Here is a 15,805-nt window from a genome sequence, read left to right as displayed (position 1 = left end):
CAGTCTCGCGAGGTCCACGGCAGCAGGCGACCAGCTTTCGGTTCTTCTGACCCTCGCTGGATGCAGTTTTCAGATTTCGCTCTCCGTGCGCTCCCGGGCGGAGTTGTCGAGCGGATGGGGTTCGGTACGACAGGCCGGGCACACTCCGCCGCCGGGCGGCATCCCGGCCTCAGACGACTCCACACAGTTCACTTGCCCCCATCGGCGCGACCGATCGGGGACACCGGCACCCGGGCAGCACCTCGGTCATCTGTACGTCGCTCGACGCTACGACCACAACAGCAATCGCCGTGCAGATCTGTCCACGACAGCCGACGCCAACGCTGAGAGCCCTAAGACGAACGTGATGTTCAGTGGCCCACAAAGGGGCACGACGGGCGAAGTGGCTCTCGATTGTCAGGCAATCAACAAGCGACGGTCTTTCTGCGGCCCCGGCCGGTACCGTCTGGGCCGCTCGCCTGTTCGACGGCTGAGTAGGCGGTCAGTCGGACGTGGCGCGGAGGTACGACTGATGGAGGAACCCGACAGTATGCACAGCAGAAATTCTGGACAGCGCGACCCGTCGGGCTGGTCCACGGAACACGCCGCAGCAGCGACGGGCGTGACGGGGCGGGGCGAACACGTCGACGGCGAAGACGACTCCACGGGTGCTCCGCCGCCCTGGCGCTCGACCTGGGCGGAGCTGGATCCGCGCTTCGCCGATCTGGACGTGATGCCGCCTCGGGTGGATCAGTGGGTGCCCCGGTCCAGAGGCACCGCCTCGTGGAGGCGGCCGGTGTTCCTCGCCGGCGTGGCCGCGTTCGTGGTGGCGATGGCGGCCGGCGCTCAGACGATGCTCAGCGGGTCCGAACCCCAGGAACCGACGGCCAGCGCCTGGTCCACGGCACCCGGGTCAGCTGCGCCGGTGGCCACCGAGCCGGTGCTCCCCGACGTCTCCCCGAGTGCGGCGGCTCCGTCGACCACTGCCCGGTCCATGCCGTCGGCGAGCAGTCGGGCGACAAGCAGGGCAGTGCCGGCCCCTCCTCCCGCCTCGTCGGGCGGACCAGGTCGAGCCGGTGGGCCGCGCACGACCAGCGGTACGCGCACGTCCGACCGGACGGGTTCCGGGCAGGTCAATGCCGAGGCCGAACGTTGGTCGCTGCAGTTGCTCAACGAGGAGCGAGCCAAGGTCGGCCTGCCACCTGTGGCGCAGAAGGAGGACCTCAGCCGGTTCGCCCGCAGGTGGGCCGAAGTCATGCGTCGGACGTCGTTCCATCACTCGGGGAGCGAACGTGACCACCTCGTGCGCCACAGGCGGACCGGCACCAGCGAGAACATCGTCTGGTGGAGCGACGCCGGTCTCAGCGCCGAGCAGGCAGCGCGTACGTTGCAGGAGATGTGGCGGAAGAGCCCCGGCCACTACCGGAACCAGACGACTCGGGAGTGGACCGAGGTCGGCGTCGGCCTCTACCACGACAGCAGCGGGTGGTGGGGTGTGCACGTCTTCTCGAACGGCTGACAGTCAGCCACCCAGTGGTGTCACGGTGACGAACGGCCGGCCCTCCCACCAGATGGCGTCGAGCATGATCACCCGGTCGCGGGAGAGGAAACGCACGAGCAGTCGGTCCGGGCTGCTCTGCTCGACGTCCACCGAATAGCCGGGGTTGGGCGTCGCGGAGCCGAGGATCATCTGGCCCGGGACGGCGCGAATCGTCGTCTGTCCGCCGGCGACCTCGAATCGGCGTACGTAGGAGGATGTGCCGTCGTCCTCCCTGACCTGCCTCCAGCCGTCACGGGCCGGCTGGTCGGCGGGCTGGCTGGATGGCCTGCTCGGCGGTCGGCTCCGGCGGGACGGCGTCGCGGTCGTCGGCGACGGCGCCGCCACACTCGGCGCAGGGCTCGGCGGCGGGGTGGGTCGAGCGTCTTTGACCATCTGACGCAGTTCGGCCTGCGTCAGCGTCTGCACCCGGTGTGGGACGGCCGCATCTCGTACGGGCCCCAGCCCGTACCACACCACGGCCGTGCTGGCCGAGGTGAACACGGCCCAGGCAGCCATGACACCGACAGTTCGCCATAAACGCACCCGAACACCCTGACACATCGAGAGGCTCACGTCATGCCGCTGGTGCTGATCGTCGAAGACGATCCTTCCGTACGACGGGCTCTCACCCTGGCGCTGACCAAGGCCGGCTATCTGGTGCAGCCAGCGACGACAGCGTTGGAAGCACTGAAGCTGACGATGTCGATCAATCCTTCGGTGATCGTGCTGGACCTCGGACTGCCGGACATGGACGGGGCCGACGCGCTGGTGATGATCCGAGCCGTCAGCTCGGTACCGGTGATCGTGGCCACCGCCCGCCGTGCCGAACAGGACATGGTGCGCCTGCTGAACGCCGGCGCCGACGACTACGTGACCAAACCCTTCTCCGCAGCGCAGCTGCAGGCCCGCATCGCGGCGGTCCTGCGTCGAGGCGGCTCCGCCACCCCCCGCCAGGACGTCGGTCCGACACTGCCCGAGATCGTGGAGGTCGGGCCGCTGCGCATCGATCCGAACACCCGCGCGGTGCTGTTTCACGGCAGTCCGATGACTCTGACCCGCAAGGAGTTCGAGCTGCTCCGCTACCTCGCGGAACGCGCGGATCGGGTGATCACCCGCGAGGAGTTGTACCTGTCGATCTGGAAACAGCCGCTGATGAAGGGCGACCAGACGCTGGCCACCCACACCTCCATCCTGCGGCGGAAGCTCGGCGAGTCCGCCTCCCGACCGGGCATGCTGCGCACGATCCGTGGTGTCGGGCTGATGCTGACCGACTCGCCTTGAGGACCCGGCTGGTTCGCGGCGCCTTGGCGGTCACGTCCATGGTGGCCATCGCCTTCCTCGTGCCGCTGGCGCTCCTGGCCGGGCAGATCGCCCACGACAGGGCGATCGCCGACGCCCGCGGTGAGACGGCGGTCGTCATCGCCGCGGTCACCGTCACCGAGGACCGGGCGGTGCTCGAACGCGTCGTGGCGAGCACTCCCGCGGGCGCCAAGGGCCGGCTCGCGCTGCATCTCCCCGGTGAGGAGCCGATCGGGGTGCCCCGCGCCGAGTCGGCTGATCTTCGGCTCGTCATGGACTCCGGGCAGCCGCTGACCGCCGCCGTTCGCGACGGTGTGGTCTTCCTGCAGCCGTCGACCTTCGCTCCCGGCCGGACCGCGGTCATCGAGGTCTGGGTGCCGCAGGCCGAGTTGCAGCGTGGGGTGCGGCCGGCGCGGCTGTCCATGGTGGTGCTCGCGGCCGTGCTGGTGGCCAGCTCGACCGTGCTGGCCGATCGGCTCGCCGCAGGCCCGGTCACGGCCGCACGCAGGCTGGCAGCGGCGGCTCGGCGGATCGGCCAGCACGACCTGCAGGCCCGCGTCGAGCCGTCCGGACCTGCCGAGCTGGCCGAGGTGGGCCGGACGTTCAATTTCATGGCGGAGCAACTGCACGCCCTCGTGATGGCGGAGCGGGAGCGTGCCGCGGATCTGTCGCACCGGCTACGGACACCGATGACGGCGCTGCGCCTGGACGCGGAATCCCTCGCCAGCGGCACCCTTCAGCAGCGACTGGTCGAGGGGATCGACGCGATCGAGGCCGAGGTCGACGCCATCATCACGGCGGCGCGAAGTCCCAGGACGCACAGCAGCTCCGACAGTTGTGACCTGGCGGAAGTGGTGATCGACCGGCTGTCATTCTGGGCCCTTCCCGCCGAGCACCAGCAGCGGCGGTGGCAGGTGCGTGGCGGCAGGTCTCCCTTGCCGGTACCGGTCGCGCGGGTCGACCTGGTGAGCGCCGTCGACGCGGTGCTCGGCAACATCTTCCGGCACACCCAGCCCGGTACGCCCTTCAGGGTGACCATCACGGCGACCGCTGTCGTCGTCGAGGACGGCGGACCCGGTATCGCCGACGTGAACCAAGCGATGCGTCGTGGCGTCAGCGGAGCCGCGTCGAGCGGTCTCGGCCTCGACATCGTGCATCGAATGTGTACTCACGCGGGCGGTCGGCTGGAGATCGGGAAAAGCCGGGAGTTGGGTGGCGCTCGCATTGTTCTGACTTTTCCGCTGCCGCCTCGTCAGAGGTCGCTGGACTGACGTCACAAGCTCTTGAGGTCTTGTTCCGGAACATCCAACAATTCGCCAAGGTAGGCGAATGGCTGGCGCTGATAGCGTCGCTGGCGACAACCGTTGATCTAGGAAGTCCCGCCTCTCGAGGTTGCCCTTCTGCAACCCCGATCTCATTCAGTCGACGGTTCCCATCCATCAACAAGCCTCGGAGTAGGTCGTGCGTCGTACGCGTCTTGTCGTGCCTATCCTGTTGACGGCCTTCGCGCTCACCGCATGCGGTGGCCCGCAGTCCGCTGACCAAGGCTCCGCCTTCCCTGCCTCAACCAGTTCGCCGGTCATCGATATCGAGAGCGACGGTGCCTTCCTGCGGCTCATGGTCGAGCACGACCGGCGGGGCCTGGAACTGGCGAAGCTCGGTCAGCAGAAGGCCACCCGCAGGGACATTCGTACCTTTGCCGCCGCCGTCGCCGTGACCCGAGCGGCGGAGATCGCCGACATGGACCGCCTGTTGAAGGAGAAAGCCCAGTCAGCGACACCCGAGGGCACCCACACCGGATCGTCGGACGGCCACGGCGGTCACACCGCCGCCGCCGCGTTGGACAGCGTCAAGCCCGATGACCTGACCCAACTCGAGGCCAGCCCCGTCGGGAAGGATGACGACAAGCTCTTCCTGAACCTTCTCATGTCCCATGAACTGGTCGCGGCGAACTTCGCTGCGGCGAAGAAGACCAGTGACGACCCGCAGGTCCGGGAGTTGGCCGCACGACTGGCCCGGTCTCGCCAGGCCCAGGTACGCGAGGCGCTTCGACTCCTCAACGGCTGACGGCGGACCGGGGCGTCACTCGCCCATGAAAATCTGCATTCCCCACCACCCGCTGTCGTCGTGGTAGAGACCCACCCCCATCCGGGTCCATGCCGGGCCGAGCGGGGTGGGAACCGTACACGGGTTGTCCTGCCAGATGCGGTGGTGACGCCACACGGCCTGGCTCGCGGTGAGCGATGCCTCTGCGGAGTGGGCGACGACCTCGGCACCTCGGCCACGGGTCGGGCGGCCGTCGACGTCGCGTAGGCCGAGATCCGAGTGGCGCAGGCCCGTTACGGCTCATCTGGTCGGCCCAGGCGCGGGCGACGGCCGTCAGCTCCGGGCTCAGTCTCACCCGGCGCAGGCCTGCGCGGTCACGCTCCGCGTTCACCAGTCCCAGCGCCTGGCGTTCCGCTTCCGGGTGTGGCTGGCCTGCGGGGCTGATGTGGCTCACGGCGCGGCGTTGAGCGACGCCGACCCGGACCCGGTCGGATCCGTCTGGCGGACCGTCGAGGCGGCCGGCGTGCGGCACGATCCAGGCAATCGGCGCGACGTGGCTCCCCCCTCGCGCCGGATTCGCGCAGCGTGGCGCCTCCGGGCCGAGCGTCTTCGCCGGCGGCGGCGCCGACGGGGTCGGCGCCGATTCCGGTCGGCGGATCAGTGCCGCCCACCAGAGGAGGCTCAGCACCAGCGCCACAGCGAGGGCACAGATCAGGACTGTGGTCACGGCAGACGGTCGGCCGTCCTCCCGATGACGGCCTCCCGGTTCTTGAGGCCTGGAACAGGTCGTTGTCGTCGGCGATGTGCCGGCTGTCAGGCTCATGCACGACACCTCCATATGTCGGATCCGGTTGGCGCCAGGCGACTGTAGGGGCCCGTTCGCCGACCTGACCGCGACCCAACATTGATCCAACGTGCCGCTGAGCGGTTTTAACTCTTCGCCGGTGGCACCGGCCGGCCAGCACGCTCCACCGTGGCAGCACCTTGGGGGAAGCTGAGATCCCCCTGAGGTGACCGGCCGGGAAGAACGGAAAGGCGACAATGGGGGAGTGCTCGCTCGCCGAATCCTCCCGCTGACACGGCCCACACGGCAGCCGCCAGCGGTACCGGAGACCCCTGGCCACGGCTGTCACCGACGGCGGTCGGGCAGCGGGCGATCGGCCTTGGCGATCTCCGCCGCGCTGCTGCTCGCGACCGGTGGTGGTCCCGTGGGGTCATCCGCGCCGGGGCCGGTGTCGCCCAGCGCCCCCGCAGTGGGCGGCACCGAGTTGATCACGGTGTCCGTCAGTGGCGGTCGCGACGCCGCGTGGGATGCGATCGCGGTACGGCAGGACGGCACATGGATGCTCACCCGTGGCGCCGAACGCAGGCAGGGCAGGTTCTCCCGCGTCGAGTCGGCGCAGTTACGCGCCCTCGTCGCCGGCCCGGACCTGGCCGGCGCGCTGGCCTCCCAGCCGTCGGACCCACCGCGAACTGTCCGGACTTCTACACCTACACCGTGCGGTTGCCGGGCGGGCGAGCGGTTGTCCCCGCCTGCCCCGTGCGCGCGCAGCCTTCGGTGACGGCACTGCTCAGTCTCCTGAGCAGGGTGATCGGGGTCGCGCCGAGTGGCCGGGCGGCCCCGCACGCCTCCGTATCGTGGGCGCATGCAGGTTGAGGTGCGCCACCTGAGAGCCGTCTCCGCCATCGCGGAGGCGGGCAGCATCAGCCGTGCCTCGGTGCGTCTGGGAATCAGCCAGCCGGCGCTGACCACCCAGTTGCGCCGAATCGAGGAGGCGCTCGGTACCCACCTGTTCGTCCGTACCCGCAGTGGCGTGGTCCCCACCGACGCGGGCCGCCACCTGTTGAGCCGCGCCCGGGTCGTGCTCGGCGAGCTGGACGTGATCCTGGAGAACCTGCCGGTGACCGCCCCGCCCCGCGAACTCCTGCGGCTGGGAGCGGTGCACATCGCCGCCAGCAGCAGCCTGGTACGGCACATCGAGGAATCCCTGCCCGGCACCTCGGCAGGGCTGCGTATCGAGCCGTCGTCCCGAGTCCTGCTCGACCTGACCGCCAGGGGGATGCTCGATGTCGGGCTGGTCAGCTTCGTCGAAGGCTTCGTCCCGCAACTGCCCCACAGGCTGGTCGACCGCATCCTCCTGCCCAGGTATCCCATCTTCGTGGCCATCTCAGCGGGACACCGTCTGGCGGATCGGGAGTCCGTGCGACTCGCGGACCTGCGGCAGGAATTCTGGGTACGACCGCCCGGTGCCGACGACGGATCCCTGGCCGCGCTGCGCCACGCCTGTCGCCAGGAGGGCTTCGAGCCGCTGCTGCGCTACGACGCGCCGAGCGGTGCTGCCTGGCCTCTCGTGGCGGAGGGCAGATGCGTACGCCTGGTGGATCCGTCCTGGCCGGCGGCTCCGGGCACCGTCACCCTGCCCCTGGCTGACGAGGCGCAGATGGCCCGGCTGAGCCTCGTCTGGCGGCGCACCACCTTCTCCTCCCGGGAGGTGACTTCGCTGGTCGAGGCGGTGACCCGGGCGATAAGGGATCACGCGCAGGACAATCCCCATTTCCATCGCTGGTGGGAGGGCTTTCTGCGGGCCGGGCCACGGTGACCGCTGGCGACCAGCTAACTCCGCTCCGCATCCATCAGCGCGATGCCCCGGCTGCGGCTGCTGTGCAGATAGCGGGGCTGCCGGGCGGACTCTCCCAACTTGACGCGCAGCCGTGACAGCAAGGTGTTGAGCGCGCCGACGGACAGGGAGCCCTCGGGGGAGAGGAGTTCGGCGAGCCGGGCCCGGGAGACATAACGGCCCGGTGCTTCCGCCAGCCGGGCGATGAGGTCGAACTCCGTTCGGGTCAGGAACAGCGCCCGTCCGGAGACACTGACCTCACGCGTCCCGGAATTGAGGCGGAGCCCGCCGACGACCAGCTGGTCCGCTTCCTCCTCGACCGGGCGGCGACGCAGAATGGCGCCGATCCGGGCGTCCAGGACGAGGGGCGACGCCGGCTTGCCGACATAGTCGTCCGCGCCGGCCACGAGGATACGGGCGATCTCGTCGTCCGGGCGAGGGGTGGTCATGACCAGAACTGGCCGGCGGGCGGTGGCGCACACCATCTGCACCATCGGCAGGGCGTGCATGTCACTGACGTAGGGGTCGATGACCACCACGTCGGGTCGTCGGGTGCCGCGGCGCAGGAGGGCGGATGCCGCAGCCCCGATCGCGTCGGTGTCGAGGCTCGCCACCGCGTGGCCCAGCCGCGTCAACTGGCGACTCGTCCGTGCCCGGTACCGGGCGTCGTCATCGATGAGAAGGACCTTCGCCATGATTCTTCCGATTCTGCGCTTGGCCCTCCATCGTCCGGCGGCCAGGCATCGGCGGCTATGACACCGCCCCATAACATGACGCAATGCCGATCCCCGTCGTCTCGCGATATCGGCGGTCGTCAGATCGCGGCCTGCCCCGTTCTTAAGGAGCCGGAGACGCGGCCCGGCGCATCCTTTCGATCGACTTAGTGGGCTTGTGCCACCCCAATTCGCGCCCATAGCGTCCCGGCGTCGGTAGCGGTCGCACCACGTCAGAATGCCGGTGGTGCGCTCCATCCTGAACCGACTGCGCCGCCTGAAGCCTGCCGCCGGTCCTCCGCATCCGGACGAACGACGTCCGAGGACTGCGAGCGCCGGAATCTGACCAGGCGGCGGTTCCCATCCCTCCCACGAAGGTCCCGCATGAGAAGAGATCCCCGACGTCAGCGCCCACGGGTGCTGCTGGCGCTCAGCATCACGACCGTCCTCCTGTCAGCGGGCGCCGTGGTCTGGACCACCACGCACCAGCGGCACCCCGTCGCCAGCTCCACCTCGTCCTCACCGATCGTCTCGCTGTCGTCGACCGACACGCTCAATCACGTGTCCCACGACCCCAAACCGCTGGACGAGCGGGCTCCGCTCCCGGCGTCGCACGAGCAGGCGTACCGCAGCTACGACGACGCATCAATGGCCCTGAAGCGCCGGCCGGTCGTCGGTGCGGCCCCACCCACCAGACGCTGCGCCACCCGCGATTACACCGACCATCGCGGTGCCGACCTGGTCGACCGGGTGAAGGGGTCGACCACCGAGTGCATCGCCGGGTTGTCAAGACTGGGACGGGCCGAGGGCAATCGTGCCTTCGAGGACGGCAAGCTGACCACCATCGTCCAGGCCCTCGCTCAGGAGGCCGGTCACCGCGGGAATCCGTCCCGCGCCGCCCAGCTCGCCCTCTACCTCAGTACCGGGCACGCGTTCCGGCACTCCCGCGGTGATGAGAAGGGCCAGCCGGACCAGCGACTCGCGGCAGCGGCGCGACCCGCCCTGGACACGCTCTTCGCGAACCCGGCGAACGCCGGGGTGACCGACGCGAACGGGGAGATCCTGACCGAAGCGCTGGTCCTCGCCGACGAACTCGGTCTCAACCGCTTCTACCTTCCCGTCGTGAGCCACACCCTCTCGTCGTACGGGCCGAACTACAACCGCTCGTGGTGGATGGTCAACGCGGTGAACCAGGCGTTCACGCTGCTGTTCGACGGCCACCGGGACCCCGACTTCGTCGCAGCGGTCCGCGCCGACCCGCTCCTGCTGGACACCCTGCACACCTTCGCCAGGAAGCACGAGGAACTGCTCGGCACCGAGCAGGACTTCCTGGTCGTCAACGCCGGCCGGGAACTCGGACGGTTCCTGCAGTACGACACCCTGCGCGACCGCACCCGTAAGCAGGTGCGCGACGTGCTCGCCCACAGCGAACGCACCGGTCCGACAGCCGCGCTGTGGGTCGGGACGGCGGAGATGGCGGACACCTACGACCGCTCGTCCTGTGCGGCCTACCGAACCTGCGGCCTGGCCGGACAGCTCAACGACGTGCTCGTCTTCCAGCACACCTGCAGCCCCACGCTACGGATCCGCGCCCAGCAGATGACCACCGCCGAGGCCGAGGCGAGCTGCCGCAGCCTGCTGGCTCAGGACGACTTCTTCCACCGGCTGGTCCGGGACCCGGGTCCGGTGGCCGCGGACAACAACACCGCGCTGGAAGTCGTCGTGTACAACTCCAGCAGCGACTACCGGGCCTACGCCGGAGCGACCTTCGGTATCGACACGAACAACGGCGGCATGTACCTCGAAGGAAACCCGGCCGCGGCCGGCAACCAGGCCAGGTTCATCGCGTACGAGGCGGAGTGGTCCCGACCCAGCTTCGAGATCTGGAACCTCAACCACGAGTACACCCACTACCTGGACGGTCGCTTCGACATGCGGGGCGACTTCGGCGCCGCGACGCAGACGCCGACCGTGTGGTGGATCGAGGGATTCGCCGAGTACGTCTCGTACCACTACCGCGGGCAGGTCTACAGCAGCGCGGTGACCGAGGCCGGCCGGCGGACCTATTCGTTGAGCAGCCTCTTCAACACCGTGTACGGGCAGGACAGCAGCCGCGTCTACTCGTGGGGCTACCTCGCGGTCAGGCACATGATCGAAAACCATCGGAGCGACGTCGACGCCGTGCTCCGGTCCTACCGCGCCGGCGACTACGCCGCTGCCCGCCAACTGCTCACCAGCGCCATCGGCACCCGCTACGACAGTTCCTGGTTCACCTGGCTGGCGGCCTGCGCGAGCGGAGGATGCCAGCGGATGACGGTGCCGTCGGACGACGCCTCGCCCACGCCGAGCGCGTCAACTCCCGCACCATCGCCGTCCGCGCCCACGCCCAGCCCTTCGACACCGGACCGGTCGCCCTCCGTGTCGCCGACCGCCTCGCCTGACACCACCCTCTCACCCGATCCGGGGAGCAACCGGGCCCCGACGGCGAGCTTCACGCACAGTGGCAGCGGGCGAACCGTCTCGTTCACCGACACCTCCTCGGACGTCGACGGCCGGATCGTCGCCAGGACGTGGGACTTCGGCGACGGCAGCACCTCGGGGACCGGTAACCCACGTAAGACGTACCGGATCGGTGGGACCTACGCGGTGCGGCTGACCGTCACCGACGACCAGGGTGCGACGGCGACGGTCGGCCGGTCGGTCACCGTCGGCTCGGTGGTACGGGAGTGTGCCGGCGCTGACCGCAACAGCCTGGGCCTGGACTGCCAACGGACCGGTCGTGCCGCAGCCTCCGGCAGCTACGACTACCTGTGGATGCTCGTACCCGCCGGCACCGACCGGCTGCGCATCTCGTCGGCCGGCGGAACTGGTGACTGCGACCTGTACTACGACCCCGACGGATGGGCGTCCCGAGACTCCTATCTGCAACGTTCGACGGCGAAGGGCAACGCGGAGACGTTCACGGTCACCGCGCCCAGAGCCGGGTACCACTACATCAGCCTGTCCGGCAGGACGGGTTGTGCGGGCGTGACCGTGTCGGTCACCCGCTGACCCGTCCACACCCGGCGCGAGCGGCGGCCCGCTCGGGAGCCCATCGGGCGTCCCGGGCGAGCCGCCGCCTTGTCAGCGGTGCCCGATGACACTTTGTTGAATCCACCTCATCGGTTCCTCAAGGAACTGTAAATATTGCTTCCTACTCGGGTCGCGGGTTTTACGGTATCGAAGTCGCACACCCCCACCGCCGCCTTCCCTTTCCTCGACGGAATGGATAGCGGTCGCGCAACCAGAAAGCGGTGAACCCGTGAAGCGTAAGAAACTCCTGTTGCCCCTGGCGGTCGGCAGCACCGTCCTGACGTCGGCCATCGTGGCGTCCCCCGCGCAGGCGCACGGATACGTGTCCAACCCGCCGAGTCGGCAGGCGCAGTGCGCCCAGGGCATCGTCCCGGACTGCGGCAACGTCAAGTTCGAGCCCCAGAGCGTCGAGGCCCCAAAGGGTTCGATGCTGTGCAACGGCGGCAACAGCCGCTTCCCGGAGCTGAACGACGACAGCAAGGCGTGGCGTGCCACCCCGGTCGGCCGGAACGTCACATTCAGCTGGGCGCTGACCGCCCGACACTCGACCAGCACCTGGGAGTACTTCATCGGTGATCGCCGCATCGCCGTCTTCGACGACGCCGGTCGCCAGCCCAACGCCATCGTGACCCACACCGTCGACCTCAGCGGCTACAGCGGACGGCAGAAGCTGCTGGCGCGCTGGAACATCGCCGACACCGCCGCGGCCTTCTACGCCTGCGTCGACCTTCAGGTCGGCGGCGGCACGACTCCGACCACGCTCCCGACGACCACGCCTCCGACCACGACGCCCCCGACGACCACGCCCCCGACGACGACGCCTCCCACCACGGCTCCGGGGACCACGGGGTGGCAGGCCGGCACCGCGTACGCCGTCGGTGCCGTCGTCAGCTACAGCGGCACCAACTACCGATGCCGCCAGGCACACACGGCGCTGGAGGGATGGGAGCCGGCGAGCACCCCCGCGCTCTGGCAGCGCCTCTGACAACACGCTCCGCCGGCCCTACCAGCGCCGGCGGTCCGACCCCGGACCACCCACCGGGGACACGCACGGCGGTACGAGCACCCCCCTCGTACCGACGGTACGAGAACCCCTCCCTCGTACCGACGGTACGGGAGCGCACCGGACGAGCCTCCGACCAGATGCACGTCGACGCGCTCCCGTACCGCCCACCGGTTAGGCACGTACAACGGGAAGGAACCCCATGAAGAGATCACTCCGCCGCTCGCTCTGGGCCGGCGCCGTGGTCGCACTGACCGCCGCGGCGATTCCGGCGGCCTCCGCCTTCGGCGCCACCGACCTCGTCGCGAGCATCACCGGCACCGACGGCGGCGCGATGAGCGCCACGTTCGTCGCGGCACAGGACTGGGGCAACGGCCATGAGGCGAAGGTAACCATCGCCAACGGCACCAACGACTCCGTCACCACCTGGCGCCTCGAGTTCGATCTCCCGGCCGGTACCACGATCAGCAGCTTCTGGGACGCCGATGTGACCAGTAGCGGTAACCACTACGTCGCGGTGAAGAAGAGTTGGGCCAGCCCGATTGCCGCCGGCGCCAAGGTGAACTGGGGCTACAACGGCACCGGAGCATTCAAGGCGCCGCTGAACTGCACCATCAACGGCGCACCGTGTGGTGGAGGCGGCGGCAGCACCCCGACGGCCGCTCCGAGCACCTCGCCAACCGTCACACCCACCAGATCGTCCCCGCCGTCGCCCACCGCGTCACCCACCAGCACGCCGACGGCATCGCCCACTGCGACCGCGACACCCCCTCCGCCACCGTCCACCGGCGGCAAGAAGGTAGTCGGGTACTTCGCGGAGTGGGGCGTCTACGCCCGCAAGTACTACGTCAAGAACGTCGCGACGAGTGGATCGGCGGCGAAGATGACCCACCTCATGTACGCGTTCGGCAACACCGCCGGTGGGAAGTGCTCCCTGGGTGACTCCGATGCCGCGATCAGCAAGGCGTACACCGCGGCGGACAGCGTCGACGGGGTGGCCGACACCTGGGACCAGCCGCTGCGCGGCAACTTCAACCAGCTCCGCAAGCTCAAGAAGATGTACCCGCACCTGAAGGTGATCTGGTCGTTCGGTGGTTGGACCTGGTCGGCCGGCTTCACCCAGGCCGCGCAGAACCCGGCTGCCTTCGCCGAGTCCTGCTACAACCTGGTGAACGACCCGCGTTGGGCCGGCGTCTTCGACGGCATCGACATCGACTGGGAGTACCCGAACGCCTGCGGCCTCCAGTGCGACACCAGCGGCCCGAACGCCTTCAGGAACGTGATGAGCGCGCTGCGGAGCAAGTTCGGCTCCTCGGCGCTGGTCACCGCGGCGCTTGCCGCGGACGGCAGCAACGGCGGCAAGCTGGACGCGACGGACTACGCCGCAGCAGCTCCGTACGTCAACTGGTACATGCCGATGACGTACGACTTCTTCGGTGCCTGGGCGGCGCAGGGTCCGACGGCGCCGCACTCGCCGCTGTCCTCGTACACCGGCATCCCGCAGCAGGGCTTCTACTCGGATGCGGCGATCCAGAAGTTGAAGGCCAAGGGCGTCCCCGCCGACAAGCTGCTGCTCGGCATCGGCTTCTACGGTCGGGGCTGGACCGGGGTGACCCAGGACGCCCCGGGTGGCACCGCGACCGGCCCCGCCCCCGGCACGTACGAGCAGGGCATCGAGGACTACAAGGTGCTCAAGAACAGCTGCCCGGCCACCGGCACCGTCGCCGGCACCGCGTACGCGAAGTGCGGCAGCAACTGGTGGAGCTACGACACCCCGGCCACCATCGGCGGCAAGATGACGTACGCGAAGAACCAGGGCCTCGGTGGCGCCTTCTTCTGGGAGCTCTCCGGTGACACCAGCAACGGTGAGCTGATCGGCGCCATCAAGGGCGGACTCGGCTGAGCCGAGCGCCGACGCACCACCCACACGGCGGGGAGGGACCACGCACCGGTCCCTCCCCGCCGTGCGCCTCGACCTCAAGGCTCACGGCCGGCAGCGCGGCTCCGAACGCCGGACGTCGTCCAGATAGGATGATCATCCTTTCAGTGGAGGGAGACCGTATGCGTGGATCAGCGCGACAACTGGCCGTCTCGATCATCGCCGTCGTGGTGGGTACGGTGGCGTTCGCCTCGCCCGCAAGGGCGGCGACGAACCCGTTCACCGCGGCTCAGGCCTGTAACAACGACTTCGGTGGGTCGTGGGCCTACGCCAGCGACGGGCACCGGACCATCTCCACGCCGGGCGGCACGAAGGTGGGCGACGTCTACCTGATGTACAACAGCGCCACCGGGTACAACTGCGTCGCGACCCTGAAGACCGTCTCCGTCGGCTCGGCGACCGGCGTCTCCGCCGGGATCCGCGTCTACGGCGGATCGTGGGTCTACCAGTCCGGCAGCTACAAGTACTACGCGGCGATCCAGCGTTCCGCCGTCGACAAGTGCGTGATGTACAGCGGCGAGGTCCTGTACGGCACCAACTGGCAGAGCGCCGGCCGGGACAGCTGGGGCAACTGCGGCTGACCTGCCGGGCTGCGCGCAGGCGTGCTGCCGCGGCGGTGAGACCGCCTCGCCAGCGGCATGGGCCCCCGGTTCCGGGGGCCCATGCCCAGCCGGGCCAACCACCTCAGGCAGGAGATGTCCGGCCGGGAGAACCTGCGGTCCGGCCGGCACCCCCACCAGGTTCAGCTCGAGGGACGAGTCGCCTGCACGAACGTCACCCGACCGAACCTGTGATCGACGTGCGCGACCTCCCGGGCGTCACCGAACCCGGCGTCAGCGAGGAGCGTGACGAGGCCCTCGCCGTCGTCACGGGCCACGGCTGGACTGTGCGCCACCCGCGAGCGCACGCGGGTCAGACGCCGGAGAGAATGGCCATGACGGTGTGTCGCGTGCCCGGCGCCCTCGACCGTGGCAGCCGGACCGCCGAAGTCGACGACCGTGACCCTCCCGCCCGGCCGCAGGGCGCGCAGCGCGTCACGCGCGAACGCGACCCGGCCCCCGTCGTCGACGTGGTGCAGGGCCAGTGACAAGACCACGTGGTCCAGCGACGCGTCCTCGGCGGGGAGCCGGTCGGCGTACCCCTGCACCAGGGTGAGAGCGACACCGCGGCGACGCGCCTTGCGCGCTGCCCTGCGCAGCGCGTCCCCGTCGGGGTCGAGGCCGGTCACCCGCGCGGTCGGCTGGGCCGCGAGCACGGCGAACGACAGGTTGCCCGTGCCGCAACCGACATCGACCACCGCCTGGTCGGGCGCGATGCCGGCGAGCCCGACGGCACGCTCGTGCAGAGCGCGGACGCCGGCCACCCGGCTGAAGGCGTCGTAGAACGGGAGAAGCCAGGTCTTTCCCGCGCCCGGCAGGAACGGGCGGTCCCGCTCCTGCGCGGATCGCTGGTCGAGGATGCGTACGGGGGTCGAAGCTGCCATGGATGCCTCCTGTGCCGGCGGTGGCGGGTCTGCCCCGGTGAACCGTGACGGAGCCGGTGTCGTCTCCAGTCTGGGATGTTCTGCGGTCACCGAGCAGGATTTAACGTGGGAAC

The 15,805-nt window shown here is 69.5% G+C and carries 14 protein-coding genes; 9 read left to right on the top strand and 5 right to left on the bottom strand.

The window, feature by feature from the left end; genetic code table 11:
* Positions 1–825: 825 nt before the first annotated feature.
* Positions 826–963 (bottom strand): hypothetical protein, encoded by a 138-nt coding sequence (locus ABUL08_RS09595; protein WP_350938950.1) that lies wholly within the window; start codon positions 961–963, stop codon positions 826–828.
* 10 nt (positions 964–973) lie between these two features.
* Here ABUL08_RS09595 and ABUL08_RS09590 point away from each other — a divergent pair, with 10 nt between their 5' ends.
* Complete coding sequence (locus ABUL08_RS09590) at positions 974–1,498, top strand: CAP domain-containing protein (RefSeq protein WP_350938567.1); 525 nt, start codon at positions 974–976, stop codon at positions 1,496–1,498.
* A gap of 3 nt (positions 1,499–1,501) precedes the next feature.
* Here the strand turns inward: ABUL08_RS09590 and ABUL08_RS09585 are convergent, their stop codons facing one another.
* Positions 1,502–1,945, bottom strand: coding sequence for a hypothetical protein (locus ABUL08_RS09585; RefSeq protein ID WP_350936591.1), 444 nt, complete (start codon positions 1,943–1,945; stop codon positions 1,502–1,504).
* Between the two features lie 150 nt (positions 1,946–2,095).
* Between ABUL08_RS09585 and ABUL08_RS09580 the strand changes: the two genes are divergently transcribed.
* The 3 genes from ABUL08_RS09580 (at position 2,096) to ABUL08_RS09570 (ending at position 4,885) form a co-directional block, all read left to right on the top strand.
* Positions 2,096–2,800, top strand: coding sequence for a response regulator transcription factor (locus tag ABUL08_RS09580; RefSeq protein WP_350936589.1), 705 nt, complete (start codon positions 2,096–2,098; stop codon positions 2,798–2,800).
* Positions 2,801–2,838: 38 nt separating this feature from the next.
* A complete protein-coding gene (locus tag ABUL08_RS09575) occupies positions 2,839–4,089 on the top strand; it encodes a HAMP domain-containing sensor histidine kinase (RefSeq protein ID WP_350936587.1) in 1,251 nt (416 codons plus the stop codon).
* Positions 4,090–4,300: 211 nt separating this feature from the next.
* Positions 4,301–4,885, top strand: coding sequence for a DUF305 domain-containing protein (locus tag ABUL08_RS09570; RefSeq protein ID WP_350936586.1), 585 nt, complete (start codon positions 4,301–4,303; stop codon positions 4,883–4,885).
* Here ABUL08_RS09570 and ABUL08_RS09565 read toward each other — a convergent pair.
* On the bottom strand, positions 4,875–5,687 hold the full coding sequence (locus ABUL08_RS09565; RefSeq protein ID WP_350936584.1) for a CAP domain-containing protein: 813 nt from the start codon (positions 5,685–5,687) through the stop codon (positions 4,875–4,877). The two genes, ABUL08_RS09570 and ABUL08_RS09565, sit on opposite strands and share 11 nt — an antisense overlap.
* An 823-nt stretch (positions 5,688–6,510) precedes the next feature.
* On the opposite strand from ABUL08_RS09565, the gene ABUL08_RS09560 reads away from it, so the two are divergent.
* Entirely contained in the window at positions 6,511–7,464 is a 954-nt protein-coding gene (locus ABUL08_RS09560) for a LysR family transcriptional regulator (protein ID WP_350936582.1), read from the top strand.
* Between the two features lie 14 nt (positions 7,465–7,478).
* On the opposite strand, the gene ABUL08_RS09555 is transcribed toward ABUL08_RS09560, so the two are convergent.
* Complete coding sequence (locus ABUL08_RS09555; RefSeq protein ID WP_350936580.1) at positions 7,479–8,177, bottom strand: response regulator transcription factor; 699 nt, start codon at positions 8,175–8,177, stop codon at positions 7,479–7,481.
* A 402-nt stretch (positions 8,178–8,579) separates the two neighbouring features.
* Here ABUL08_RS09555 and ABUL08_RS09550 point away from each other — a divergent pair, with 402 nt between their 5' ends.
* The 4 genes from ABUL08_RS09550 (at position 8,580) to ABUL08_RS09535 (ending at position 14,790) form a co-directional block, all read left to right on the top strand.
* On the top strand, positions 8,580–11,246 hold the full coding sequence (locus ABUL08_RS09550; protein WP_350936578.1) for a collagenase: 2,667 nt from the start codon (positions 8,580–8,582) through the stop codon (positions 11,244–11,246).
* A 250-nt stretch (positions 11,247–11,496) separates the two neighbouring features.
* Positions 11,497–12,252, top strand: a complete 756-nt coding sequence (locus tag ABUL08_RS09545) for a lytic polysaccharide monooxygenase (protein WP_350936576.1) — start codon at positions 11,497–11,499, stop codon at positions 12,250–12,252.
* A 220-nt stretch (positions 12,253–12,472) separates the two neighbouring features.
* Positions 12,473–14,173 carry a glycosyl hydrolase family 18 protein gene (locus tag ABUL08_RS09540; protein ID WP_350936574.1) on the top strand — a complete coding sequence of 567 codons (1,701 nt, stop codon included), beginning with the start codon at positions 12,473–12,475 and terminating at the stop codon, positions 14,171–14,173.
* A 158-nt stretch (positions 14,174–14,331) separates the two neighbouring features.
* Positions 14,332–14,790, top strand: a complete 459-nt coding sequence (locus ABUL08_RS09535; RefSeq protein ID WP_350936571.1) for a hypothetical protein — start codon at positions 14,332–14,334, stop codon at positions 14,788–14,790.
* Between the two features lie 161 nt (positions 14,791–14,951).
* On the opposite strand, the gene ABUL08_RS09530 is transcribed toward ABUL08_RS09535, so the two are convergent.
* A complete protein-coding gene (locus ABUL08_RS09530) occupies positions 14,952–15,692 on the bottom strand; it encodes a class I SAM-dependent methyltransferase (RefSeq protein ID WP_350936569.1) in 741 nt (246 codons plus the stop codon).
* Between the last annotated feature and the right edge of the window lie 113 nt (positions 15,693–15,805).

Source organism: Micromonospora sp. CCTCC AA 2012012 (genome assembly GCF_040499845.1).
Taxonomy (GTDB): Bacteria; Actinomycetota; Actinomycetes; order Mycobacteriales; family Micromonosporaceae; genus Micromonospora; species Micromonospora mangrovi.
This window is presented reverse-complemented; position numbering and strand designations above follow the sequence as displayed.

Excerpts from the sequence above, each read along its gene's own strand:
- ABUL08_RS09590 (WP_350938567.1), top strand. The coding sequence starts at position 974 with ATGCCGTCGGCGAGCAGTCGGGCGACAAGCAGGGCAGTGCCGGCCCCT.
- ABUL08_RS09580 (WP_350936589.1), top strand. The coding sequence starts at position 2,096 with ATGCCGCTGGTGCTGATCGTCGAAGACGATCCTTCCGTACGACGGGCT.
- ABUL08_RS09575 (WP_350936587.1), top strand. The coding sequence starts at position 2,839 with ATGGTGGCCATCGCCTTCCTCGTGCCGCTGGCGCTCCTGGCCGGGCAG.
- ABUL08_RS09565 (WP_350936584.1), bottom strand. The coding sequence starts at position 5,687 with ATGAGCCTGACAGCCGGCACATCGCCGACGACAACGACCTGTTCCAGG.
- ABUL08_RS09560 (WP_350936582.1), top strand. The coding sequence starts at position 6,511 with ATGCAGGTTGAGGTGCGCCACCTGAGAGCCGTCTCCGCCATCGCGGAG.
- ABUL08_RS09555 (WP_350936580.1), bottom strand. The coding sequence starts at position 8,177 with ATGGCGAAGGTCCTTCTCATCGATGACGACGCCCGGTACCGGGCACGG.
- ABUL08_RS09550 (WP_350936578.1), top strand. The coding sequence starts at position 8,580 with ATGAGAAGAGATCCCCGACGTCAGCGCCCACGGGTGCTGCTGGCGCTC.
- ABUL08_RS09540 (WP_350936574.1), top strand. The coding sequence starts at position 12,473 with ATGAAGAGATCACTCCGCCGCTCGCTCTGGGCCGGCGCCGTGGTCGCA.
- ABUL08_RS09535 (WP_350936571.1), top strand. The coding sequence starts at position 14,332 with ATGCGTGGATCAGCGCGACAACTGGCCGTCTCGATCATCGCCGTCGTG.
- ABUL08_RS09530 (WP_350936569.1), bottom strand. The coding sequence starts at position 15,692 with ATGGCAGCTTCGACCCCCGTACGCATCCTCGACCAGCGATCCGCGCAG.